Below are 21,230 nucleotides of genomic sequence, written 5' to 3' on the forward strand. Positions count from 1 at the left end.
CGACGGTGAGTTCGCTCGTCAGTCTTCAAGCGCGATCGCGAGAGCCGGGCAGACCGCGACGGCGTCGCGGACCTCCTCGACTTCTTCTCCGGTCACGTCGTCCTTGAGGAGAAAGGCGATACCGTCCTCGTCTCGTTGGTCGAAGACGTTCATGGCAGCCATCACGCACTGGCCGCTTGCGACGCACTTGTCTTGGTCGAGGATGACCTTCATCGGGTCTGCTCCTTCTCTTCCTTCTGTGGGTGAGCCGGGCACCAAGTGACCGGGAGTTCGTACACCCCGTAGACGGATCCGTCGTGCTTGAAGGGGATCGCGTCGAGGGTGGTGGCGAGTGTCAGCGTGGGGATACGTCGGAGCAGCGTGGCGTAGGCGACCTGCAGCTCCATTCGTGCCAGCGGTTGGCCGAGGCACTGGTGCACGCCGAACCCGAACGCAACGTGCGTTCTGGGGTTCCGTCCCACGTCGAGCCGGTTTGGGTCGCTGAACACGGCGTCGTCCCGGTTGCCGAGGTCGGTCGCCACGATGATCCCGTCGCCAGCGCGGATGGTGACGCCGTCGATTTCGATGTCCTCGACAGCGACTCGCTTACGCCCGTCGTGCGTGATGGTGAGGTAGCGCAGAAGCTCCTCTACCGCGGACGCCACGAGCGCGGGGTCGGGATCGTCGCGGAGTCGCGCCAACTCGTCAGGGTGTTCGATGAGCGCGAGCGTGCCGAGGGCGATCATGTTCGCCGTTGTCTCGTGACCGGCGATGAGGAGCAGGATGCCCATCTGCACAGCGTCGGACATCTCCAGCTCGCCGTCGGTGACGCGGCGGCCGAGGTCCGAGAGCAGGTCCTCGCCTGGTTCGGCGATCTTTCGGTGCAGGAGCTGCGCGAGGTAGGCGCCGAGCGATTCGAAGGCGCGACGCTGTTCCTCACGAGCGACACCGCGCTTGATGATGGTTCGACTGTGCTCCTGGAAGTCGTCGTGATCGCCATAGGGCACGCCGAGCAGCTCGCAGATCACCAGCGACGGGAGCGGAAGCGCAAATTCTTCGACGAGGTCGACTGGTCCGGTGCGGGAGAGCATCGAGTCGATCAGGTCGTCTGCGATCCGTTGCACTGCCGGTCGCACGACCTCGATGCGCTTCACCGCGAACGGCGCCGTCACCATCCGGCGCAATCGCGCGTGGTCGGGATCGTCCATGAGGATGAAGCTCAGACCGGAACCGCCGCCGTCGACAGGAGCCGGGGATGGGTAGCCGGGTCGGCTGATGTCCGCGCTGATGCGGGCATCAGCAAGGATCGTCCGCGCTTCAGCATGTCGAGTCACGTACCACGGCGTGGAACCGTCCCAGAGGCGAACCCTTCGAATCGGTCCCTGCTGCTGTTCATGGGTTGCCGTTGGAGATGGGTCGAACGGACATGCGCTCGCTCGCCGCATGGGGAACGCTGGCGGTTCAGCCTGCTGCGTCGATGCAATGACATCAGTCATCGGGTTTCCTTCCTCTCGGTGTTCAGATAACAGCGGCTTGACCGGCGAAGAGGTCAGTGAGCAGCGCGCTCGCAAGGCGTGCCTGCTTCGGCATCCCCCACCCCAGGACACCGACGGGTTGACCGGCCCGTGTGGCGAGCGCGACAAAGCGACCTTCCTCGATCGATCCCTCGATGACTGCGCTGTCATCTGCGTCGCCGGGGAAGCCGTACGCCTGGATCTTGATCCCGTACTGATCAGACCAGAAGTACGGAACCGGCACGTAGGGTGCTGCCGCGTTCGCGTCGAGGATGTTTCGGGTCACTGCCGCCGCTTGTTCCGTTGCGTTGGTGCGGTTCTCGAGCCGAAGGTCCCGGCCGAGGCCTTCGTGACGCCAGCGTGCGACATCACCAACTGCCCAGATCCCGGGTGCAGCGCGACAAAGACCATCACACAGGACACCGTCAGACACATCGAGACCGCTGTCGCTGAGCCACTCCGTGTTCGGTGTCGACCCGATCGCCACGATCACTCGACCAGCCTGAAGCTGTGTGCCGTCATCGAGTACGGCGCCGACCACGCTGCCGCGATCCGGCAGGAGTGATCTGACGCGGGACTCACCGCGCAGGACGACGCCCGCGTCTTCATGGCGGCTGCTGAGCAGGGCAGAACCGACGGAGCCGAGCTGGGCGAGCATCGGAGTCGGCTCCGGGCCGACAAGTGTGGTTGCGGACCCAGAAGCGACTGTCGCCGCGGCGATCTCGCTGCCGAGGACCCCGTTCCCGACGACGAGTGTGGGCACCGTCGATCGGAGCGACTCGCGGAGTTCGCGCGCGTCATCGAGCGAGCGAAGGACATGGACTCCGAGGAGGTCGTGCTGGAGAGGAAGCTGACGAGCACGGACACCGGTCGCAATGACGATGTTGTCGGCTGCGATGGCCTCGTTGCCCGCCGATACTGTTCGGCGCGCAACGTCAAGTCCGGTGGCGGAGTGCCCGAGACGGAAGACCGCGCCGAGGCCATCCAGCGACCGTTGCGGCCGGAGCATCACCTGCTCGAGGTCCCAGTGGCCGCTCAGGTACTGCTTCGACAGCGGCGGACGGTCGTACGGGGTGTGCTGTTCGTTGTCGAGCAACGTCAGCGGGCCGCTGTGCCCTCGTCGTCGCAGCCCTTCCGCAACAGCGATCCCCGCGGCGGACGCACCGACGATGAGCACGCTGCTGTCGATTGCAGATGTCGTCATGTATGCCTCCGCACGGAAGCCGAATCTGCGAGTCAGAGACGCTCCGTCAGGGGTAGTCAACTCCGACGAGCAAGATTTTCAAACACGTGATTTAGATTCTCACCGCTTTCTCACCCGCTCGTGCCCCACGGTCCCCTCAACGGAGGACCCACGGCCCAGGTCACGGCAGACGGTCAGCCGTGGGCAGATCGACGAACCACAGCGCGGAGATCGCGTTGGTGAGTGCTGCTGCGACATCCGACCAGTCGGACCAGATCCTGGGCCCTCCGCGCTCGAGGGACCGTTCGTGCTCCGCGATCATCTGCGTCAACAAGATCCGGCCCATGGCATTGCGTTCCGCCCGCACCTGCCGAGGGAGGTCGGGTAGGCAGCTCCTGATGCCTTCAGCGATGCGAAGGAGGCTCGGAGTCTCGCGCGCCTCGTCCATCGCGATGTCTGCCCACGCCGGGTCGGTGGCGACCTGTGCGCTGAACCGGCCGTACCAGGTGGGTGAGCCGAGTGCTGCGAGATGTGTCGTTGTTGCTCGCACGAAGCATCCGATCCAGTCACGAACGTCGGTGGACCCGTCGATGCGCGCAAGTTCCAGGAGACGCAGCTCGTTGATGCGCCGCTGGTGTCGTCCGAGGATGGCGCGGATGAGTTCGTGCTTGCTGCCGAAGTGGTAGCTGACGACTGCGGTGTTTCCTTGGCCCGCAGCCTCTCCGATCTGCCTGTTCGAGATGTGTGCGATGCCGTACTCCGCGTAGAGACGCTCGGCGGCGGTCAGGATCAGTTCTCGCGTTGCTGTGACGCGCTTGCTTCGAGCGCCTTCTTCACCGGTGGTCATCGCGATTCCTCTCCGCGATGAGATCGTAGCGACTGCGCTCGTTGGGCTGTGCGCGAATGGGACCTGCCGGTCAGTCGCAGGCAGACGACAGCGGGGGTACCGACGAAAGATTCGTCGATACCCCCGCTGTCGGGAATGTCAGGAGGCCTTGATCGCCTCTCGCTGCGGCTCAGTGTTGGCAGCCGTTTCGTCCTCGGTCAGGCTGTGACCCTCGGTGTCGAGATTCGGCACGATTCGCTCCAGCCACTTCGGCATCCACCATGCGGCGCGTCCGGCCAACGCCAGGAGCGCCGGCATCAGGACCATGCGGACGATGAACGCATCCGCTAGCACGCCGATCAGGAGTCCGAACGCGGTCTCCGACGCGAACGTCATCTCGCTCGACGCGAAGCCGCCGAACACGAAGGCCATGATCAGGGCTGCGGCGACGATCACCGGGCCGGACTTGCTGAAGCCCGCGAGGATGGCTTCCTTGGGCCGGAGCCCGGAGACGTACTCTTCGCGGATCCTGGAGACGAGGAAGACCTGGTAGTCCATGGCGAGTCCGAAGAGGACGCCGACGAGGATGATGGGGAGAATGCTGCCGAGGGGGTCGCCCTGGGGTGCGGCGATGATGAAGTCCAGCCACTTCCACTGGAACACCGCAGTGAGTGCACCGAGTGCGGCACCCAACGACAGCAGGTAGCCGAGGGTCGCGAACAGCGGTACGAGGAGCGACCGGAACATCACGACCAGCAGCAGGAACGACAAGACGACGATCACGACGACGTACTGGATCAGTGCCTTGTTCATCTGTGCGGTCGTGTCGAGACCGATTGCAGTTTCGCCGGTCACTTCGAGGTGCACACCACCGACAGAATCGGCTTGGTCGCGGATGTCGTGGACAAGGTCCTTCGTGCCGTCGTCGATCGGGCTGCCGTTCGGGATGACGGTGAACAGGGCCGTGTCACCGGAGGTGTCGATCTGGGCAGGGGTGACCATCCGAACGTGAGCGAGGTCATCGAGCGCGTTCTGCACGTCAGGAGCCTTGTCCTGAACGTCGTTGCCTTCGGCGAGGACGAGGAGCGGTGACTGCGTGCCACCGAACTTGTCCACGATGAGGTTGTACGCGTGGCGCTGTGTGGAGTCCGGGTTCGAGCCGCCCGGGATGTTTGCGGCGGTCTTCATGCTGAACAGCGGGATCGCAACGATGGCGAGAACTGCAACGCCTCCGATGAGCATGAGCAGGGGGTGCCGGGTGTTCGCCGTTCCCCAGCTGCGCAGGAACGAACGCTTCTTCGGGGCGACGTCGATCGTTCCGCCGGCGCGGAGCGTTTCGCGGTCCTTCTTCGGCAGGGCGCGAAGGCCGAGGCTCCGCAGGATGACCGGCAAGAGGGTGAGGGCTGCGAGCACGGCGATCGCGATTGCGAAGGCTCCTGCGAAGCCCATGTCCTCGATGGTGCTGATCCGAGTGACGACCAAGCCGACGAGCGCGATGATCACGGTGAGGCCAGCGAAGACGACGGCTGTGCCGGCCGTGCCCGTGGCGTGAGCGACGGCGTCCTCGACCTTGCGGCCGGCACGAAGCTCAGCGCGGAAACGTGTGAGGATGAAGAGCGAGTAATCGATGCCGACCGCGAGGCCGAGCATGCCTGGCAAACTGATCACGGTGGTGTCGAGAGGGTGGATTGCCGACCATGCGAGCACGCCGAGGATGCCTGCTCCGACGCCGCTGAGGGCGACAAGCATGTTGGCGCCGGCGGTGATGAGCGATCCGAAGGTCAGGAAGAGGATCAGAAACGCAACCAGGAGGCCGACGATCTCCCCGGCTCCGCCGATCGGGTAGCTGTCCTCGGCGATCTGCCCGCCAACTTCGATGCGAAGATCTGCGTCGTGCGAGTGAACGAAGGAGAGGACCTTGTCGTAGGTCTTCTCAGCGTTGCTGTCCGTGATGCCGCTGAACGTCAGCGTGGACACGGCGGTGGTCTGGTCCTTTGACACGTAGGGCTGCTGCTCGTCGAACGGGGAGGTCACGGACTCCACGTGCGGGAGGTCCCCCGCGGCGTCCACGATGCGAGTGACTCGGGACACGGAATCGGCGTCCGTGATGTTGGCGCCGTTGCGGCCTTCCATCACCAGCTGCAGGGTCTTTGCCTCCGAGCCGGAGGATTTCATGCCCGGGAACTTGTCTTGGAGTGTGTCCAGCGCCTTGGACGCGGGGGTGTCAGGGGCAGTGGTCTTCCCGCCGCCGAGGTCAGCTGATGTGGCGGTGATTCCGGTGAAGACGGCGATGATCAGCAGCCAAGCTGCGATCACGATCAAGCGGTGTCTGGCGCTGAATCGCCCGACAGCCGCGAGGAACTTCGGCATGAGTGCTCCTGAAGAATGAGGTGCCGCCCTGGAGGAACTCGGGCCGGCAGTTGATGTCTCAATCCTCGGGTGACGCAGTCGTCGGGGCGTCGTCCGTGCGAAGCGCCGTTCCTACTTCATCTGCAGTAGATGACGCTCCGATGTCCGGAGGGTCAGACGAGTCCAGCGCGGTAGGCGAAGGCGACGAGCTGAGCGCGGTCGCGCGCTGCGACCTTCGCCATCGCGCGGGTGGCGTGAGTCTTGACGGTGAAGGGTGAGACGAACATCGCTGCGGCGATCTGCTCATTGTCACCGCCCGCGGCGACGGCGATGACGACGTCGAGTTCGCGGGGCGTCAGCGCTGCGAAGCGCTGTGCGAGTTCGGCGTCGACTGGTCGTCGGGGACCAGTTTGGACGTGTCCCACGACCGCGCTCGACGCAGCTGGGGAAAGCACTGCATCACCCTGCACCGTTTGCCGGAGTCGCTCGAGGAGCGCGGCTGGGCCGACGCCTTTGCCGAGGAACCCGTTGGCACCGGCCTGGAGTGCGTCGAGAACCACGGCGTCGTCCTCGAAGGTGGTGAGGACGATGATCGGGAGTTGCTGCGCTGATCGTGTCGCTCGTACCCGTCGGGTTGTCTCGACTCCGTCGATCCCAGGCATCCGTACGTCCATCACGATCAGGTCTACGGCCTCGTGGTCGAGAATCCGTAGGGCCTCGAATCCATCGGATGCTTCGGCCACGACAGCGAAGTCCGGGCTGGAATCGATGATGGCTCGGAGACCTAGAAGGATCATCTCCTGGTCGTCGACGAGTAGTACGCGACAGGTCATGCTTGCTCCTCGGGGATGGTCACGAACACTGCGAACACGTCATCGTCGACGTCAATCCGAACGGTGCCACCAACAGATTTGACGCGCTCCTGCATGCCCATGATGCCGAACCCCGTTCCGTGAACATTCGATGCGTCCGGTCGGGTTGGGTTCGTCACCTCCACGTGCAGCGCACCGGCGGCAGCGTGGAGCGTGAGTGCTGCCTCGCCGGCGCCGTATCGATGAGCGTTCGTGAGCGCCTCTTGCACGACTCGGTAGACGGTCACGCCCACCGCGTCCGAGGTTTTCGGCAAGGGAGTTGGGATCTGCGCGTCGACGTCGAGACCGATCTCGGAGAACGATCGAACAAGCGCGGCCATGTCCTGGAGGTTCGGCAGCGGGCTCGATGCCGCGGCTGCGTGCTCGTCTGCGCGGAGAACCCGCAGGGTGTGCTGGGTTTCTGCGAGGATGCGTTGCGTGGCGGTCTGTGCGGCCTCGACGGATGCGGCAGTCCGTGAGTCAGTCGCCAGCCCGGATACGGCAATCGCCCCGAGATGCATGTTCACGACCGCGGTCTGGTGTCCGATGATGTCGTGGAGATCACGAGCGATACGGATGCGCTCCTCAGCGACTCGGCGAGTTGCCTCAATGTCTCGGGTGACGATCGCGTCCTCGGCACGTGCTCGCAACGCCTCCCAGGACCTGTACTGCTGGAACAACGCCGATCCGATGGCGCCTGCCGCGACGACGCTCAGAACTCCCGCAGCTCCGTCCCACTGGACAACCCGACCGTGGTCGAGGTAGCCGCTTGCGGCGACGATCCCGGCAACCACTCCCGCCGACAGCAACGTCGTTCGGAACGCCGGGGTGCCGGTAGCCGTGATGGCGAACAACGTGAATGCCACCACCGTGAACTCAGCGAGGGCGTCACGGTGCCCCAGTGTTGCCAGTGCGGTCCCCAGGAGGACTGCCCCGATGCCGACGTGAGGTCGCCGACGTGCCACTACGGCACCGACCGCGCAGACCACGGCTCCCGTGTATCCGAGGAACGACCCGCCGAGAATGATCGCGGTGGCGATCTCGACCAGCATCGCCGTGACGCTGATGTACGGCATGGAGCGAGGTACCGCGCGCTGCGCACGCAGCCATCGGGGCGACTCGATCTCAGGTCGCTGAGGTTCGTCGTTCACGGTTTGATTGTGCCTGGAGAAGATCGGCGCGCGGCCTGCAGACGTCACATGCCTCGGATGTTCGGACGATGTCGTCCTCTGAGCCCTGTTCACCGCCGCGCGCCGGACCGTTCACCGATCGCCAACGGCAGCCTCGCGTTCGTCGGAGACCGGGGTGGCTGAGATGGTGTCGCGCGCCGTGGTCTCTCGCTCTGACGCTCGGCGCTCCGCGGGTTCCGCGGGTTCCGCGGGTTCTACGGATTTCGGGTACTCGAGCAGCACGGCAGTCATGTCGATCGGAACGGTGTCCTGCAAGAAGAGATCGTCCGGGCGGACGGTCTGTCGCAGCAGTACGGATTCCGCATCGGAGCGGCCGAAGCTCATCGTCATCGCGAGATCACCGTCACAGCGAGCTTCTCGACACCCATGGCGACGAGCACAACCATGAATCCGGCGAACCGGACCACCTCGGAAACGGTCATGAGTGTCCCCCAGGCGACCAGCTTGGGAACTCGGGCAGTGCGCGCCACGGCACCCTCAGCGGGACGGATGCGTTGCACAGTTGACGGTGTGGCGGACTGGATCGCGGTCATGATGACTCCTTTGTGCAGGGTCTAGCCCCGATGAGTTCATCCTCAGCGCCGGACGGCGGCTGGTCGTCGTCCGGCAAGACTCGATCGCCTACTGCAGATGGAGTAGACGGCTCCCGCGACCCCGTCTACCCCCTGATCTCGACCCCACCGACTTCGACAGAGTCACCGGCGGAGAGTTCACGGTCTGAGTGCAGGTCCGACGAGTGGCGTGGCACGAAGGCCGAACGCCCTCGGCGAGGTGTTCGGTCTATTCGCGGATGCCAGTGCTGGGGCGGATCGCGGATCCCAGTGCTGACGGGCGTTCCACGGGTTTCGGGGATCCGTTCCACGGGTTGGAGGCGAGCCCGGCGTTCAAAACGGTGCTGCCCCGGTCGAAGCCGCGCGTTTCTGCCTCGAGCGAACCACGAGGCGCCGCACTCCGGACTGATTCATGCGGCGACGGGCTTGCGGCACACTGACTTGGTAGCGCCTCGCCACGTCGTCGTCCGTGGCATTCCGCCAGGCCTGCCTGAGCGCAGCGTCCCACGGTACGAGAAGCTCGCCCGCAAGCCAATCTGCTTCCTCTTCCTGCTCAGCGCCAGCTCCGCACGTTCGGTCGAAGGTCACCACAGCGGGATGCTCGTGCTCGAGGATGATGTGGCTCATCTCGTGGCTGACCGTGGATCGACGCCTTGGAAGGCCGTGGAAGTCGTTCTCCACGATTAGCTGCTTGTGCTCGATCTCAGTGACTAGCCCGGAGAAGGACGCACGCGGTCGACGCGCCCGTTCCAGGTCCTTCTCGTCAAGCGCCAGCTCACTCACACCGCAGACCTCGATCCCCCATTGATCTGCCAGCCCCCATGGGTTTAGCACCATGAACGCGTCGAGCCCTAGCTCACGCCTGATCTCGAGAGCGAGCCCCTTCGCCTCAGTCTTGAACCCCCGCCGCATCGCTACTTGGACGCTTTCGCCCTCGTCACAGCGGCATTGATCACGTTGGTGATGAACTGCACGTCCTCGTCCTGCAGATCCTTGTCAGCCCTCAGAAGCGGAGCCACCTTCGCCATGAGCTCGACTTCGCCCGGACGGAGCGGCACGCCAGCATCCTCCGCGACGAAAAACTGCTCAGCGTCGACCCCAAGCCACGACACTACGGTCGCGAACCCGTTCGCGTCCGGCCGCTGGCCCTGCCGAAGTCTTGAGAGCAGAGAAGGGCTGACGCCCATCTCCAGGGCGACACCGCGCCAAGACATGCCCTTGGCGCTGCGCGCAGCATCGAGCGCTTCGTAGAGCGCAACGGGATCGACGGTTGTCCTCGGCACGTGACCAGTATGCCTCGTTGCGGCTCTCCATGAACGAAACTCGCCACAGCGCTCGACATCCGATGCGCAGGTGATCTAATATCGACCCACCGAACGAACACCGAACCAAGGAGGTGAACACATGACAGGAAAGCGAGGACGCAGCGCCATCACCGGCCGCTTCGTGAAGCAGTCCACGGTTCGTCGTCACCCGAACACGACGACCAACGAATCGACGTCCAAGTCCAAGAAGTCCAAGTAGCACCCTCGTCAGCGACACCGAACAGGAGCATCGATGAGCACGTACACCGTGACCCGAGTTCGCAAGGAACTCTCCGCAGATGGCGCCCACCGACACCTCGAGGGAGTCATCACCAACACGAACACCCACTGGACCCGAGGTCAGGTGGTCGCAAGCATCAACGCCGGTAACACCTGGCGCACCAGCGCCGGCGGCCACTCCGCAACCATCACCACCGTCCACTACTGCCCGCGAGGAACCTGCCTCGCGAGCCCCTACATCAAGACGAACCCCAACAGCTCCCAACTCGACAACCTCGAGAACCTCCCCGAGGGCTGACCGCATGAGGACCGATCGCCCGGGCGGTCGGTCCTCATGCGGGCCCTCTACAGAAAGGCAGCATGGAACCCACCGATATCGTCTCCGCCTTCCTCGCGGGCTTCACGGCCGGCGTTGTCGCGCTTGTGAACGCACTCGCCCTGACCGCGCAGTCACACCCGGTTGCGGCGCTCGCCATCGCTTGCGTTGGCACCCTCAGCATCGCCACCCGGCGCATTCATCGACGGCGTCGTTAACTCCGTACATCGAGCTCACGGCGTGAGGTCCAGGGGGTCGAGTCCGAATCACTCGAAGTCACTGAGGAGGCTGAGACGGGAACAAGCCGCCGGTCTGGAGACAGGCCCAGTTGCCACGCGACGCTTAGCTCAGTTGATCGTCAGGCGCGTCGCTTCAGATGCTACGACGACGTGGTAAGCGCCGATAACGCTCATTGCGTCCGTTGCGTTAGACCGTTGTCAGGCGTGGAAGGTCAGCCCGGCGGCAGCGAAGTCGGGGCGGACGCCGGCTTGGTGGAAGATGTGCAGCGCGCGGTCGTTAAGCGTTCTGCTGCCGGCTCGGTCAAATCGTGCACATCGGTCCATCGCTGCCATCATCGCCGCGCCGTCCCTCTCGAGGTAGCGGATGAAGCCTCTGTAGGCGGGCGCTGTTGCTGAGTCGGCAGCTCGTGCCTGGCCGCCGTTCTCGTGCTCGTCGATCGCCGCGAGCCAGAACGCCAGCCCGTCGGGATGCGTGCCGAGCTTCCCGAGCGCGGCCTCGGGCGCTTCTCGCATGGGTCGTTCGTGCCGTACCCACGCCTGCGCTGCGCTGCGAGCGGCGTCGCCGAGCGGGGTGTGCGCGTGCCACTCACCCGATCGGTCCAGCGTGTGATGGGTCCAGGCAGATCCGTCGAAGTATCGCCGCCCGGAAGCGTTGAGCGGGTCGGTCCGCCAGCCAGGGGCACCGGTCGGTCCTTCGGGTACCGGCGTGAGTGGCTCGGCAGTGGGAGCGGGTGAGACAGGCGTCGCTGTCGGTGCCCAGCGCGCTGGCCGTCGGGCTAGCCGGAGTGCGAGCGTGTCCCAGTCGCCGAGCGTTCGCGGTGTGATTTCGAAGATGTCGAGACCTGCTCGTTTGGCTGCCCTGCGTTTCGCGGCGAAGCGAGCGTCGTAGTCGGGGTCGCCGTGTAGCCCCAGATACTCGATGATGAGGTCGCCGACGAGGAAGTCACCGCGGTAGTTCGTGCCGGGGTAGGAGGGTTCGCGGGTGTGGGCGATGCCTTGTTTGTGGAGCCAGTCGTCGATTGTTCGTTCCCCGTAGGACAGGCAGAGATGTCCGTCGTTGGCGATGGATCGCACGCCGCGGCTCATGCGTTCTGTGCCGTCGCCGAGTACGCCAGATGCTGCGAGCGCTCCATGCCAGCTGCCGAACACCTCGTTGACTGTCGAGCGATCTGGCCAGTCCCAGATGAGGCGAAGGAAGGCAAGGAGCTCCTCCGGCGATGCGCTTCTCGGGTACTTATCAAGGAACGCGTAGCCCGAGCCCCCCTGCCGAGGGATGGCGCCGGTGACCGCGTGGTATTGCTTCATGCTCGCGACGATCTGGTCTGGCGTCAGTTCGACGCCTCTGGGTCGTTCGCCGGGGCCGATTTCGATGAAGCACTCTGGGCAGATCATTCGGGCGGCGGTCTTGTTCCGAGTTGCGTTCACTCTTCGTGCTGTCGTCTGATCCATCGGATTGAGGCACAGCGGGCAGGTGGAGACGGCCCCCGGACTGTCCGCCGTCGTGCCGCCCGAACGGCGCCCGCCCGTTATTGGCCACCAAACGGATGGCGGCAGCGAGTAGTCCCCTACGGGCGCAGGGTAGCGACGCATGTCATGACCTGCACGAGGGCCGGCGGCGATCGATACTGGCGCCGGCAAGGGAACGAACGTTGACGGATCGGCGGTTCGGAGGAGCTTCTTGAGTGCGCGAGGTGCCGGTGCCTCGACTCGAAGCTCGAGCCCGTCCTCCGTTTGCACCGCGTTGACCAGGAGATTGCAACCGACATGCGTGAGCGCCGCCGTGTACCGCTCTGCATCGTCTCCATAGATGTAGGCAACTTGTTCGTCGTCGAGCCATACCCCTACTGCCGTCGCGTCTGCAGGGTTGCCTTCTTCGGGTACCAGACGGAATTGCCCGTCCGCAAACCCCTGTTGGCGTCGCCGCCAGCTCGTGAACCAGCTCTCCCCTGTGGTCCGCAGCTTCTTGGTTGCGAGGCCCTGCACGAGGAGATCTGCTCTGAAGCGTGGTGTCCCTCCCCGCGAGTTCCGACCAGAATCCGGAGAAGGGGCCCGGTCGACATGATCCCGGCAGCTGATCACGGGCACGTCGTCGGTCACGATGAGATTTTCCTTCTCGTTATGGGGCGAGTCTTCCTCACCTGGCCATCGCATGAGGTTAGCGTCCGCGTGTGACAACGACTCGTCGAGATGACCCGACACATCTGTCGACCAGTGTCGTAGCCCGGCTGCTCGGCGTGAAACCAGACGGAGTGCGAGCCATGATCGCTGCCGGCACACTCCCGGAGCCGCAGTGGCTCAACCTCGGGCGTCGTGACGAGCGCATTTACTCGTTGGAGTGGCTTGCTTTGGCGAACGAGCACCTCAACGTGCGTCGACTCGATGGACTCGAGATCGATCACTGGCTTCGACCCGTAGATGGCTTGCAGATCGCCGTTCGCATCGATCGCCCAGAGTGGACCGCGCGGGATGCGGGGCTGACCATCCTCGCTCTCTCGAGCCTCTGGGACGCCTGCATCCGAGCCGTCGAGCCAGGCTCAAACGATGACCTGCCTGGTCTTGCGGTGCGCCGGATGTCCGCCGGCTCCCCGTTGGACCTGCTCGCATGGGTGCACGTCGGCGCAGGCGTGGCCAGCGCTGGCGGTGCGGCCTCGCTGTTCATGTATGTCCTCAAGCATCCCGAGCGCGTGAGCAGCGCGATCCCGCGGCTCGTCGCGGGGTGGCGACAGGGATGGGCGGAGGCGAGCGACGCCAAGCTTCGACTGCTGCAAAGCCGCCAGAACGTCAACCGATTCACCGAGGAAGCGCAGCACGCACTCACGGAATTGGGTTCTCACCCGCGGCAGATCACCATCGACGGTGAGGCCACCGGCAACCTCGAGATACTGGGCGCCGAGTCCGAGGCGCCACACGACTCCGACAGCGAGACCAGCGAAGAGGGCTGATGATGCCATCCTTCCGCGCGTGCCCTCCTAAGTGTGCGACGCGGACATAGCCGGGCCCGAAGTTTGAATCGCCGACCCAGTACGGGGGGCATCGGGCGAGTCGGCTTTCGATCAGCAACGCGGGTTCGGAAGAGTCGCTGCATGCGAAACGAACGACCCCGGAATCGCGATGAAATCCCCCGAGAGGATTGGGACGGCCCTGAGGAGTTCGGACACACCTGGTTCGAGCATGCGGAGGAAGTCCGCGACTACGTCGAGAAGAAGAAGCTTCTCCCACCGCATACCACCGTCTCGCGGGGGTTGAAGATCGGCGCGTGGCTCGACAAGCAGCGGCGGCTCGGCAAGGCCAGGACCGGCGAAACCTTGCATCCAGCTCGGCAGTACTACCTCGAGACATGGGTGCCCGAGTGGGAACTGTCCCCGAGCGAGCAGCTGTGGAATCGACAGGCCGAAACGCTACAGAAGTTCGTTCGCACGAACGACCGTTTTCCGCATACCCGTGAGGTAGTGGACGGATATTCCCTCGGCACGTGGCTCGTCTTCCAACGGGAGATTGATCAGAAGCGGGGCGAAGGAGCCATGCAGGTGAAGCGGGGCCAATGGCTCGACGAGCACGTGCCCGGATGGAACGTCGCGGCAACGAGAGCTACATGGTCTGAGATCGCTGACGCAGTCGCGACCTGGATGGACAGGCATGACGGACGCCGCCCGGATCGCACCGTCGTTATCTGCGGCGTCAACGCACTGCAGTGGCTGCGGTTCCAAAAGGACCGACCACGAACCACCGACCAAAGGCGATGGCTTGACGCCAACATCCCCGGCTGGAACGACAGCCACCGACGCTCCAAGAGCGTCTCTGACGGCGATCGCTGACGCGAGCGCCTCGCCCGCTGCCTTCTGAAGCGCCTCCGATACGACGAAAGCGCCGCCCACCTGTGGTGGACGGCGCTTTCGATGACCTGATGAAGCGTGCTGCTTGTTGGTGTTCCCTTCTTCCGGCGGTGACTCGCGTTCGGGAAAAGCGATTCAGCGGACAGAGCCGAGGAAACTCGACTCGGAGGTGTGGCGGGTCATGACGGCGTACTCGACCTCCCACGCGGACTGCCGACGGACCGGCGACGGGGTCTTCTCGTCCCAGCCAGCGTCGTCGTTCGACTGCTGCGGGCTGTACCGGGCTGCGGTGAGGCGGATGTTCGTCGCGTCGAAGGCCACTCGCTGGCCGGCGCGTCGCGGAACCGTCTGCACGGTGGGAGCGAAGGCTGCGTCGAACCACCGCTCGGCGGCGCGCTGGAGGGCGGTGGCGCGGTCGGAACGGTGCTTGTCGTACCCCTGGTAGTCGTACTGGCGGGTCGGTGGGAGCTGGGTGGCGTCGAGGCGGTGCGCGTATCCGCCGCAGATGGGGTCGTTCGGTGCGGGCGCCGGTGCCGGGATCGGCGCTTCGCCGTCGAGGTCGGTCTCCCCGCAGGTGCGGATGGTCACCACAGGCCACTCGGTGCAGTGCCAGCGGAGGAGCACGCTGCTGACCTGCACGTCGGCCTCCACCCGTCGACTGACGCGCAGGTCGGCCTCGCTCGTGCGCGACACCTCGACCGGTTCCGGCTCGGTCCGCACCTCGTACATGTCCTCGAACTCGCCTCGCCACTGACGGATCATCGGGCAGGTGATCTTCTGCTGGCCGCGCTGGCCGGCCCGGTGCCGTGCGATGCGGAGCTGCTGCAGCTCCAGCATGCTATGGCGGTGCGGGGTCGTGCGCGTGCAGAAGGCGATCGAGGTGACGGTGTTGTACTTGTTGGAGTTCATGGCTGGGGTCTTCCGAGTTGGGGCGGAGTGGTTCTCCGCCGATGTCAGCCCTATGCCAGAGCGCGTCCGGGAGCGGGGCTGAAATCCTGTTCGCGAGCACCAGCAGAGCCGAAAATCGGCGAAAGACCCTCGTTCGCGGGACAAAATGGCGCCGACGGGACCCGTCATGCCCCGCGAAGTGGGGTCAACGCGGCTCGCCACCGACGACGCGCCAGAAGCCATGGCGCAGCACCGCGACTCCCGCTGAAGCTCGTCAGCTTTCCTGCTGCCGGACTCAGAGCGGCCGAAACGGCTGCGAAGAACGGAGCGCTCTCGTAGCGTCCTCGACATGCTTCACGTCGCACCCCCCACCGTCTGCGTCCTGACGACGCTCCGGTACCGTCGCCGCCCGGCTGCCACCGCTGGCAAGAGCGCCGGCCGATGAGCGGAAACTCCCCCGACATGGGCTCGGGTCCCGGGAAGCGGCCAGGCCGTGCAGCCGTTCGCACCGTAGCGCGTATCCCGCTGTCGAGCATGCGCGACCAAAGTCCCCCGAACCTGCAGGAGCTCTACGCCGACGTCCGCGACGACCAAGCCCTCGTCCCTGGACTCGAGATGGGCATCGGTGCCCTCATCGTGCAGCGTTGGGACCCGACTTACGCCGCCGCGGGGTGGACGTTGTACGGAGCGGACCTCACCCTCGACATGGGCCACCCGTTCGGGTCCATGTTCTACCGCAGCGACGCCGACGGCCGCGTGCTCCGCGTCGGCGTGAAGTGGCACCCACCGGTACAGCAGCTCGAGTTCCCAGCCCTGCACCCGTCGAAGCCGGAATTCACCTCCGACTGCAGCGACGAGGAAGTTGCCGCAGTGGTGCTGGATGCCCGGAGCCGTATCGAGGTTCTTGTCGCCGCTAACGCGCAGATCGGGTCCTTCGTCGCGACGGAAGAGTCTGAGGACGCGATTCTCGAAGCGTCTGGGCTTGGCTTGGAACGGCTGGCGGAGGACGATCCGCGGCTGGCCCGCGATGTCTGACCGTCGAGCACCGCAGCCGGCGCCCTTGCGGCAGCTGCTGCTTCCGCGCAGACGCCACTTATGACCTCCGCTGGTTGCACGTCCAATGACCGACGAAGCAAACGAGAGCCGTCCGTGAGGTTGCAGTTGGTGTCTCTGACGTTGGCGTTCGACGACGTCCGGTTTTTCGGCGCCGCCATCTTCACTGACTCGAACGATCCGGATGGGCCGTGGGCGACGGTTCTGGTCGACCACTCGGACGAGGAGCCCTGGTTCCGCCTCACCACCACCGACCCGACCGGGAGCGACGTGTCGGTCGCGGCGATGGCGGAAACGGAGCGCCTGATGCGGTTCATCCTCACCGAGCAGCCGGAACGCATCGGCCGAACCCGACCCAACCCACCGGCCAGCTGACCTGCCCCGGTCCCGCTCGCCTGTTGACGATTTCTTGGAGGTACTGCTGATGATGCGTCTGGTTTCCCTACACCTCTCGAACGACCGGATCCTCTGGGGGCATGTCCTCCTCGAGGACACCGACGACCCGGCAGCGTCGATGGCGCGGATCATGATTGAACACAGCGACAAAGAGCCCGGTTACGAGCTCGTTGACCGGAACCGGCGGCATCTCACCGACCTGACCATCCCCGCAACACGCGAAGCGAACCGCATCGTCCAAACCCTGCTCATCCCCGCCTCCGAGATCGCGAAGCGGGAAAAAGCGGTCCGGGAAGTCATCCACTCCGGCTACCTCGAAGGGTTCCCGGACGACATGCCCTGGCAAGGCCAGTTGTGGATGTACGCCCGCGGTGAGATCAGCATCGACCAGCTCCAGGCCTACACCGACCAAGGCCGACAGATCGCAGGCGCACCCGGTGCCGCTCCTGCTGATGGTGCTGACGTGCCCGAGGAGTGGTGGCGGGCGACGCAGGCGCGCATCCGTCGGCACCTGCTGGAAGCGACTCTCACGGAAGCGGAAGCCGCCGCCGCGCTGCAGATCAGCGTTGATGAGGTCGGTGAATTGTTCGGGTCGAACCTGCTGACCAGCTTCGACCTCGACGGCGAAGAACGAATCCCCACCTGGCAGATCGTCCAACCCGCCCTCCCCGAGTTCGGCGACCCGGCCAGTCTCCTGCCGGGGCTTGACGTCCTCTTCGCGGCAGCGCCGCAGCGGCTACTCGACGCGGCCGCGATGACCGAGTTCATGACCACACCCCGGCAGTTCCTCAGCGTCGACGACGTGCCCCTGACACCGTTGGCCTGGATGCAGCAAGGACGGCCCGTCGCCACCGTCATCGCCTTGTTCCGCGGACGGCGGTGGCGGTGGTGACCACCCGACCGGAGCTGTTCCTGCTCACCGTCGCGTTCGACATGGCCGGCACCCACGGACACATGTACTTCCGGGACCCACCGGACTCCGAGCTCCGGCAGGTCCTCGTCAGTAGCACCGACAGCGACGGCGGCTACCGCTGTGAACCCGCACACGGTGACACCCGCGACGGGTGGGAGCCGTTCCTCACCGAAGCCCGCTGGCTCATCGCCCTCATCCGACCCGACACCCCAGAAGAGCGCCGCTGATGGGCCCAGCACTGCAATGGGTCGCCGACGCCTGGGCCGGACGACCGCAGATCACCCTCCCGTACGGGCTCGGCGAGACCGCGGACCTCACCGACGCCCTCGGAGTCCTCGCCCTCGCCCGCCTGCACGCGGTCGTGGAGTCGTACGACATGCTCCGCCTCGCCGACGGACGCCGAGCGCGCCTTCACACCGCCACTAAGAACCCCCGCACCGAACAGCACGACGACTCTGAACTGATCCTGCTGGTGCCGCGGGTGCTGTCACCGTCGCTGATCGCGCTCGCGGAACAGAACGCGAACGTCCTCCTCGTTGACGTCGAGCGACGGCGCGTTTGGGCAGACGGGAAGCAGCGGTTGGGTAGCTGGGATCGGTGGAAGGACGCCGCCCCGATCTACATCACGTTCGCTGTGGCACGGATGCTCGCCGTGAACGGGGCCACCTTCGACGAACTTGTCGAACGTGGAGGATTCATGCCGGGGCAGGTGGATGACGCACTCGCACGACTTGGCAAACGCGTGCACAGGGCCAGCATCGGATGGGAATCCCGTCAGGTCGGCGGCCTCGTGGACTTTTCGATCGCGTGCTATCCCGGGGTGGGTGAAATCCGCGCGAGGTGGCGGTCAGCGTTGCCGATTCAGCATCAAGCAGAAGTTCTGATCGGTGCGGGCTGCCTGATGTCGGGCAGGTGGGCGACCGAACGCGACGCATCCCGGTTCCGGCCCGACCACGTTCCGCCGCCGTTCCGCCTCGTCGCCTACGCCCCGGCCGAGATCGACATGCCCGGACTCGGCTTCGAACCCGAAGACCACGACTACGCCGGCACCGAACTCATCATCCCCGCCGACCCCACCATCTTCCCCACCGCGAAAGCAGCCGGGTACAGCAACCACACGGACGACTTCATCACCGCCAACACACTCCTCCGCGCCGACACCCGCAACGACGACGACAACAAAGCCCTCCACGACATCCGCAACCGGCTCCAGTTCCTCGCCGACACTGTCTACGACCTCCGCTGGAATCTTCCATCGTGACCAACACCAAACCGAGATGAGGATCGACAACACGCTGGCAGCGTCAGGAGCCCTCGAGCTCCTGCCCTCCCTACTGCTGGCCCCGGACGCGGAGGCCGAGGAGGAGTTCTGGTACCGCGACAACGACACCCGCACAGCATGGGAGCCGCTCAACAACCTGCAGCAGGCGAAGGACATCGTCCGTGCACGCACCCCGCAGAACCCGTGGGCGGCGATCATGCGCACCTTCGACCTCGACGACGCCGGCACGTTCGGCAGCGTCAACACCTTCGAAGTCCTCGGCTGGGCCGACCGCGTGTACGTCTGCGGCGATGTCTCCAGAGTCGGTTACCAGTGGCGGTGGTCGTGCTGGCCCGTCACCGCACGACCAGACGGTGGCGCCCGGACCCGAGTCGGGCCGCGCTGGTACCAGGCCGACGTATACGAGGCGCAGGTCGTCACGGTCAACGACGCCATCACTCAGCTCGTTCCAGCACTGCATGCGGTCCCCGAGGCCCCGAATCAGGCGCCCGGGTTCCTGTGGCTGCCGCGAGAACTGGACGCGGCGTTGAATCAACACTTGCGGACACCGATCGACGGGTAGCCGATTGGGGCAACCGGGGAGACGTGCCCTCGAGTGGGGCATTGCAGCCGAGTCGAAAGCGTCCGTACGCTTCGATCGTGGCTGCCTTGCTCGTCGTCCTATGCGCATTGGTGATCGCGTACTTCGCCGTCCGCGCGCTCCGGCACCAATCGAAACGGGCTCCGCTTTCATCCACCCCGCCGGACACGACCTCGCAGCCAGCGAAGCCGAAGGTAGCGACCGGGGCGCCCGCTGCAACGCTGCAAGCGGCAGCACAAGAACGTCGGGAGCGTCACCCCGACTTCAGCGACGCCGAGGACCTCACGTCGCTGGCCGCTTCCCGGTTCCGAGTCAAGGGCACCTTCGCCTACGTGCCGGACCGGCACCGCCACTCCGTCGGCGGGCACGAGTACTGGCTCGTGCGCGAACCACGGAACCGACATGACAACAACGCCGTCGCCGTCTGGGACGCCACACGAAAAGTCGGCCACATCTCCGCAGCCAAGGCACGCCTGTTCGCACCAGAGCTTGACCGCATCGGCGCGGCAGCGTTCCGCGTTCGCGGCGAACCACCAACCGACCGGATCTCGCTCTTCGTTCACCTGCCGAACATCGCCGGCGTCCGCGGCCACCCACCCGTCAAACGGGAATCCCCCTGACCAGGGGCGCCCTGCGAACGCGATCCGCCACACTCCGTAAGGGGCCGCTTGACGGGCATCGGACTTCGCCGCATAGCTCCCCATGTGACTGACAACTCGCTTGAGAACTCGCGCTTCAACGCGGAGACCGCAGCCAAGCCCCTCACGCTGACCGGCGCCGCAGAACTCCTCGCACAGATGACCGTCGGTAGCGTCCTCGTGGTCAGCGAGACTCGCGACAACGCTCGCTTCGTCCTCCTCCGCACGGAGCACCATGGACGTCCGCACTGGTGGAGTGCCTTTCTAAACCGCCCCCTTCGTCAGCGACGCACTGTTCGACATCGCCGATCTCCTCGGACGCTCCGCCGCCCACGCGGTGCTCGTGGGGACAGGCTCTGACCGCTTGTTCGATCTACCCGACAACGCACCCGACGGTCCATACAGCTACACCGCCCGAGTACCCACCTGGCGCGGTGAGCTGCTTCTCGATCTCGGCCGCACAGCGCCAGATAGAACGGTCCTCGCCATCTACGCCGACGCGCAACCCTTCGCCGTCGTTGAACCGGGGCGAAACACGTGGAGCGTCGCCTCGGAGGGTTCGACCTCCCTGCTCACCGACGAGGCGCGGCAAGTACTTGTGGGACGTCGCTGCACGCTATTCAGCGTTTGACAGTGCGGATCAGCTCGACCGCTCCTCGGCTCGATGCCGCACCGCACTCCGCAACACCCATGCCGTCAGCTTCGTCTCGCCGCGACCCGCTTCCACCCAGACCGCATCACGAGTCATGCTTCGAGCGACCGCATCATCTCGGCGAATAAGCCTGTCCGGCAGCTGGAACCAGGCGTACACCGGCATCGGCTGCTCAAGCTCCCGCACCTCCTCGCCTCGCGCCTCTTCCTCAAGCGAGAACGGCTGCGGCGGCACCCAACGATTCGAACGACGACGACCCACGACACGGATCGTACGAACAGGCACCGACGCTTGGAATGCGGCCGTATGACGCGCCCTTACTGAGATTCGTTCCGGACCACCTATGTGCGACGGAGCTGCCCGGCGCCACGTAGGACGGAACGGCTCACCGCCCCGAGTCAGCGAAGTGCCCAGCCAACGACCGGCTGTCGGGACGGAGTGAACGTCACCGCA

At 65.3% G+C, this 21,230-nt stretch carries 25 protein-coding genes; 11 read left to right on the forward strand and 14 right to left on the reverse strand.

Going from position 1 to position 21,230, the window contains the following annotated elements:
* Positions 1–18: 18 nt before the first annotated feature.
* The 11 genes from EDF42_RS07460 to EDF42_RS07510 all read right to left on the reverse strand — a co-directional run bounded on the left by EDF42_RS07460 (position 19) and on the right by EDF42_RS07510 (position 9,726).
* Positions 19–213 (reverse strand): ferredoxin, encoded by a 195-nt coding sequence (locus EDF42_RS07460; RefSeq protein WP_123293772.1) that lies wholly within the window; start codon positions 211–213, stop codon positions 19–21.
* Entirely contained in the window at positions 210–1,475 is a 1,266-nt protein-coding gene (locus EDF42_RS07465; protein ID WP_123671917.1) for a cytochrome P450, read from the reverse strand. The genes EDF42_RS07460 and EDF42_RS07465 overlap by 4 nt, the downstream gene beginning before the upstream one ends.
* Positions 1,476–1,497: 22 nt before the next feature.
* Positions 1,498–2,697: an NAD(P)/FAD-dependent oxidoreductase gene (locus EDF42_RS07470; protein WP_123340197.1), complete on the reverse strand. Its 1,200-nt coding sequence runs from the start codon at positions 2,695–2,697 to the stop codon at positions 1,498–1,500.
* A gap of 160 nt (positions 2,698–2,857) precedes the next feature.
* Positions 2,858–3,523, reverse strand: a complete 666-nt coding sequence (locus EDF42_RS07475; protein ID WP_123293769.1) for a TetR/AcrR family transcriptional regulator — start codon at positions 3,521–3,523, stop codon at positions 2,858–2,860.
* A 138-nt stretch (positions 3,524–3,661) separates the two neighbouring features.
* Positions 3,662–5,872 (reverse strand): MMPL family transporter, encoded by a 2,211-nt coding sequence (locus EDF42_RS07480; protein ID WP_123340196.1) that lies wholly within the window; start codon positions 5,870–5,872, stop codon positions 3,662–3,664.
* A gap of 152 nt (positions 5,873–6,024) precedes the next feature.
* A complete protein-coding gene (locus EDF42_RS07485; RefSeq protein ID WP_123293767.1) occupies positions 6,025–6,684 on the reverse strand; it encodes a response regulator transcription factor in 660 nt (219 codons plus the stop codon).
* Positions 6,681–7,853, reverse strand: a complete 1,173-nt coding sequence (locus EDF42_RS07490; protein WP_131921197.1) for a sensor histidine kinase — start codon at positions 7,851–7,853, stop codon at positions 6,681–6,683. Before EDF42_RS07490 ends, EDF42_RS07485 begins: the two co-directional genes overlap by 4 nt.
* A gap of 111 nt (positions 7,854–7,964) precedes the next feature.
* The gene (locus EDF42_RS07495; protein ID WP_123293765.1) at positions 7,965–8,222 is read right to left on the reverse strand and encodes a hypothetical protein; all 258 of its coding nucleotides are present in this window, start codon (positions 8,220–8,222) and stop codon (positions 7,965–7,967) included.
* The gene (locus EDF42_RS07500; protein WP_123293764.1) at positions 8,219–8,425 is read right to left on the reverse strand and encodes a hypothetical protein; all 207 of its coding nucleotides are present in this window, start codon (positions 8,423–8,425) and stop codon (positions 8,219–8,221) included. Before EDF42_RS07500 ends, EDF42_RS07495 begins: the two co-directional genes overlap by 4 nt.
* Before the next feature lie 351 nt (positions 8,426–8,776).
* Positions 8,777–9,355 carry an ImmA/IrrE family metallo-endopeptidase gene (locus EDF42_RS07505; RefSeq protein WP_123654318.1) on the reverse strand — a complete coding sequence of 193 codons (579 nt, stop codon included), beginning with the start codon at positions 9,353–9,355 and terminating at the stop codon, positions 8,777–8,779.
* Between the two features lie 2 nt (positions 9,356–9,357).
* Positions 9,358–9,726, reverse strand: coding sequence for a helix-turn-helix domain-containing protein (locus tag EDF42_RS07510; RefSeq protein ID WP_123654319.1), 369 nt, complete (start codon positions 9,724–9,726; stop codon positions 9,358–9,360).
* A gap of 274 nt (positions 9,727–10,000) precedes the next feature.
* Here EDF42_RS07510 and EDF42_RS07515 point away from each other — a divergent pair, with 274 nt between their 5' ends.
* Entirely contained in the window at positions 10,001–10,285 is a 285-nt protein-coding gene (locus EDF42_RS07515; protein ID WP_123654320.1) for a DUF3892 domain-containing protein, read from the forward strand.
* A 62-nt stretch (positions 10,286–10,347) separates the two neighbouring features.
* Positions 10,348–10,521 carry a hypothetical protein gene (locus tag EDF42_RS18875; protein WP_159573614.1) on the forward strand — a complete coding sequence of 58 codons (174 nt, stop codon included), beginning with the start codon at positions 10,348–10,350 and terminating at the stop codon, positions 10,519–10,521.
* Between the two features lie 219 nt (positions 10,522–10,740).
* Here EDF42_RS18875 and EDF42_RS07520 read toward each other — a convergent pair whose 3' ends face one another.
* Positions 10,741–12,639: a DUF2510 domain-containing protein gene (locus EDF42_RS07520; RefSeq protein WP_159573613.1), complete on the reverse strand. Its 1,899-nt coding sequence runs from the start codon at positions 12,637–12,639 to the stop codon at positions 10,741–10,743.
* Between the two features lie 161 nt (positions 12,640–12,800).
* On the opposite strand from EDF42_RS07520, the gene EDF42_RS07525 reads away from it, so the two are divergent.
* Complete coding sequence (locus EDF42_RS07525) at positions 12,801–13,484, forward strand: hypothetical protein (RefSeq protein ID WP_123293759.1); 684 nt, start codon at positions 12,801–12,803, stop codon at positions 13,482–13,484.
* Positions 13,485–13,625: 141 nt separating this feature from the next.
* The gene (locus tag EDF42_RS07530; protein WP_123293758.1) at positions 13,626–14,357 is read left to right on the forward strand and encodes a hypothetical protein; all 732 of its coding nucleotides are present in this window, start codon (positions 13,626–13,628) and stop codon (positions 14,355–14,357) included.
* Between the two features lie 153 nt (positions 14,358–14,510).
* Here EDF42_RS07530 and EDF42_RS07535 read toward each other — a convergent pair whose 3' ends face one another.
* Complete coding sequence (locus EDF42_RS07535; protein ID WP_123654322.1) at positions 14,511–15,284, reverse strand: hypothetical protein; 774 nt, start codon at positions 15,282–15,284, stop codon at positions 14,511–14,513.
* Positions 15,285–15,797: 513 nt separating this feature from the next.
* Here EDF42_RS07535 and EDF42_RS07540 point away from each other — a divergent pair.
* The 7 genes from EDF42_RS07540 to EDF42_RS18885 all read left to right on the forward strand — a co-directional run bounded on the left by EDF42_RS07540 (position 15,798) and on the right by EDF42_RS18885 (position 20,107).
* A complete protein-coding gene (locus EDF42_RS07540; RefSeq protein WP_123293756.1) occupies positions 15,798–16,298 on the forward strand; it encodes a hypothetical protein in 501 nt (166 codons plus the stop codon).
* Between the two features lie 141 nt (positions 16,299–16,439).
* Positions 16,440–16,691, forward strand: coding sequence for a hypothetical protein (locus tag EDF42_RS07545; RefSeq protein WP_148067648.1), 252 nt, complete (start codon positions 16,440–16,442; stop codon positions 16,689–16,691).
* Between the two features lie 34 nt (positions 16,692–16,725).
* On the forward strand, positions 16,726–17,604 hold the full coding sequence (locus tag EDF42_RS07550; RefSeq protein WP_123654324.1) for an antitoxin VbhA family protein: 879 nt from the start codon (positions 16,726–16,728) through the stop codon (positions 17,602–17,604).
* On the forward strand, positions 17,601–17,852 hold the full coding sequence (locus EDF42_RS07555) for a hypothetical protein (RefSeq protein ID WP_123654325.1): 252 nt from the start codon (positions 17,601–17,603) through the stop codon (positions 17,850–17,852). The genes EDF42_RS07550 and EDF42_RS07555 overlap by 4 nt, the downstream gene beginning before the upstream one ends.
* Positions 17,852–18,886 (forward strand): hypothetical protein, encoded by a 1,035-nt coding sequence (locus EDF42_RS07560; protein WP_123671919.1) that lies wholly within the window; start codon positions 17,852–17,854, stop codon positions 18,884–18,886. Before EDF42_RS07555 ends, EDF42_RS07560 begins: the two co-directional genes overlap by 1 nt.
* A gap of 16 nt (positions 18,887–18,902) precedes the next feature.
* Positions 18,903–19,469 carry a hypothetical protein gene (locus EDF42_RS18880; RefSeq protein WP_159573339.1) on the forward strand — a complete coding sequence of 189 codons (567 nt, stop codon included), beginning with the start codon at positions 18,903–18,905 and terminating at the stop codon, positions 19,467–19,469.
* A 77-nt stretch (positions 19,470–19,546) separates the two neighbouring features.
* Positions 19,547–20,107, forward strand: a complete 561-nt coding sequence (locus EDF42_RS18885; protein WP_159573340.1) for an HIRAN domain-containing protein — start codon at positions 19,547–19,549, stop codon at positions 20,105–20,107.
* Between the two features lie 658 nt (positions 20,108–20,765).
* Here EDF42_RS18885 and EDF42_RS07570 read toward each other — a convergent pair.
* On the reverse strand, positions 20,766–21,038 hold the full coding sequence (locus tag EDF42_RS07570) for a hypothetical protein (protein WP_148067650.1): 273 nt from the start codon (positions 21,036–21,038) through the stop codon (positions 20,766–20,768).
* Positions 21,039–21,230: the final 192 nt, after the last annotated feature.

Source organism: Curtobacterium sp. PhB172 (assembly GCF_003752545.1).
Lineage (GTDB): Bacteria > Actinomycetota > Actinomycetes > Actinomycetales > Microbacteriaceae > Curtobacterium.

Coding starts and splice junctions, on each gene's coding strand:
- EDF42_RS07460 (WP_123293772.1), bottom strand. CDS start 213: ATGAAGGTCATCCTCGACCAAGACAAGTGCGTCGCAAGCGGCCAGTGC.
- EDF42_RS07465 (WP_123671917.1), bottom strand. CDS start 1,475: ATGACTGATGTCATTGCATCGACGCAGCAGGCTGAACCGCCAGCGTTC.
- EDF42_RS07470 (WP_123340197.1), bottom strand. CDS start 2,697: ATGACGACATCTGCAATCGACAGCAGCGTGCTCATCGTCGGTGCGTCC.
- EDF42_RS07475 (WP_123293769.1), bottom strand. CDS start 3,523: ATGACCACCGGTGAAGAAGGCGCTCGAAGCAAGCGCGTCACAGCAACG.
- EDF42_RS07480 (WP_123340196.1), bottom strand. CDS start 5,872: ATGCCGAAGTTCCTCGCGGCTGTCGGGCGATTCAGCGCCAGACACCGC.
- EDF42_RS07485 (WP_123293767.1), bottom strand. CDS start 6,684: ATGACCTGTCGCGTACTACTCGTCGACGACCAGGAGATGATCCTTCTA.
- EDF42_RS07495 (WP_123293765.1), bottom strand. CDS start 8,222: ATGACGATGAGCTTCGGCCGCTCCGATGCGGAATCCGTACTGCTGCGA.
- EDF42_RS07500 (WP_123293764.1), bottom strand. CDS start 8,425: ATGACCGCGATCCAGTCCGCCACACCGTCAACTGTGCAACGCATCCGT.
- EDF42_RS07505 (WP_123654318.1), bottom strand. CDS start 9,355: ATGCGGCGGGGGTTCAAGACTGAGGCGAAGGGGCTCGCTCTCGAGATC.
- EDF42_RS07515 (WP_123654320.1), top strand. CDS start 10,001: ATGAGCACGTACACCGTGACCCGAGTTCGCAAGGAACTCTCCGCAGAT.
- EDF42_RS18875 (WP_159573614.1), top strand. CDS start 10,348: ATGGAACCCACCGATATCGTCTCCGCCTTCCTCGCGGGCTTCACGGCC.
- EDF42_RS07525 (WP_123293759.1), top strand. CDS start 12,801: ATGATCGCTGCCGGCACACTCCCGGAGCCGCAGTGGCTCAACCTCGGG.
- EDF42_RS07530 (WP_123293758.1), top strand. CDS start 13,626: ATGCGAAACGAACGACCCCGGAATCGCGATGAAATCCCCCGAGAGGAT.
- EDF42_RS07535 (WP_123654322.1), bottom strand. CDS start 15,284: ATGAACTCCAACAAGTACAACACCGTCACCTCGATCGCCTTCTGCACG.
- EDF42_RS07540 (WP_123293756.1), top strand. CDS start 15,798: ATGCGCGACCAAAGTCCCCCGAACCTGCAGGAGCTCTACGCCGACGTC.
- EDF42_RS07560 (WP_123671919.1), top strand. CDS start 17,852: ATGGGCCCAGCACTGCAATGGGTCGCCGACGCCTGGGCCGGACGACCG.
- EDF42_RS18880 (WP_159573339.1), top strand. CDS start 18,903: ATGAGGATCGACAACACGCTGGCAGCGTCAGGAGCCCTCGAGCTCCTG.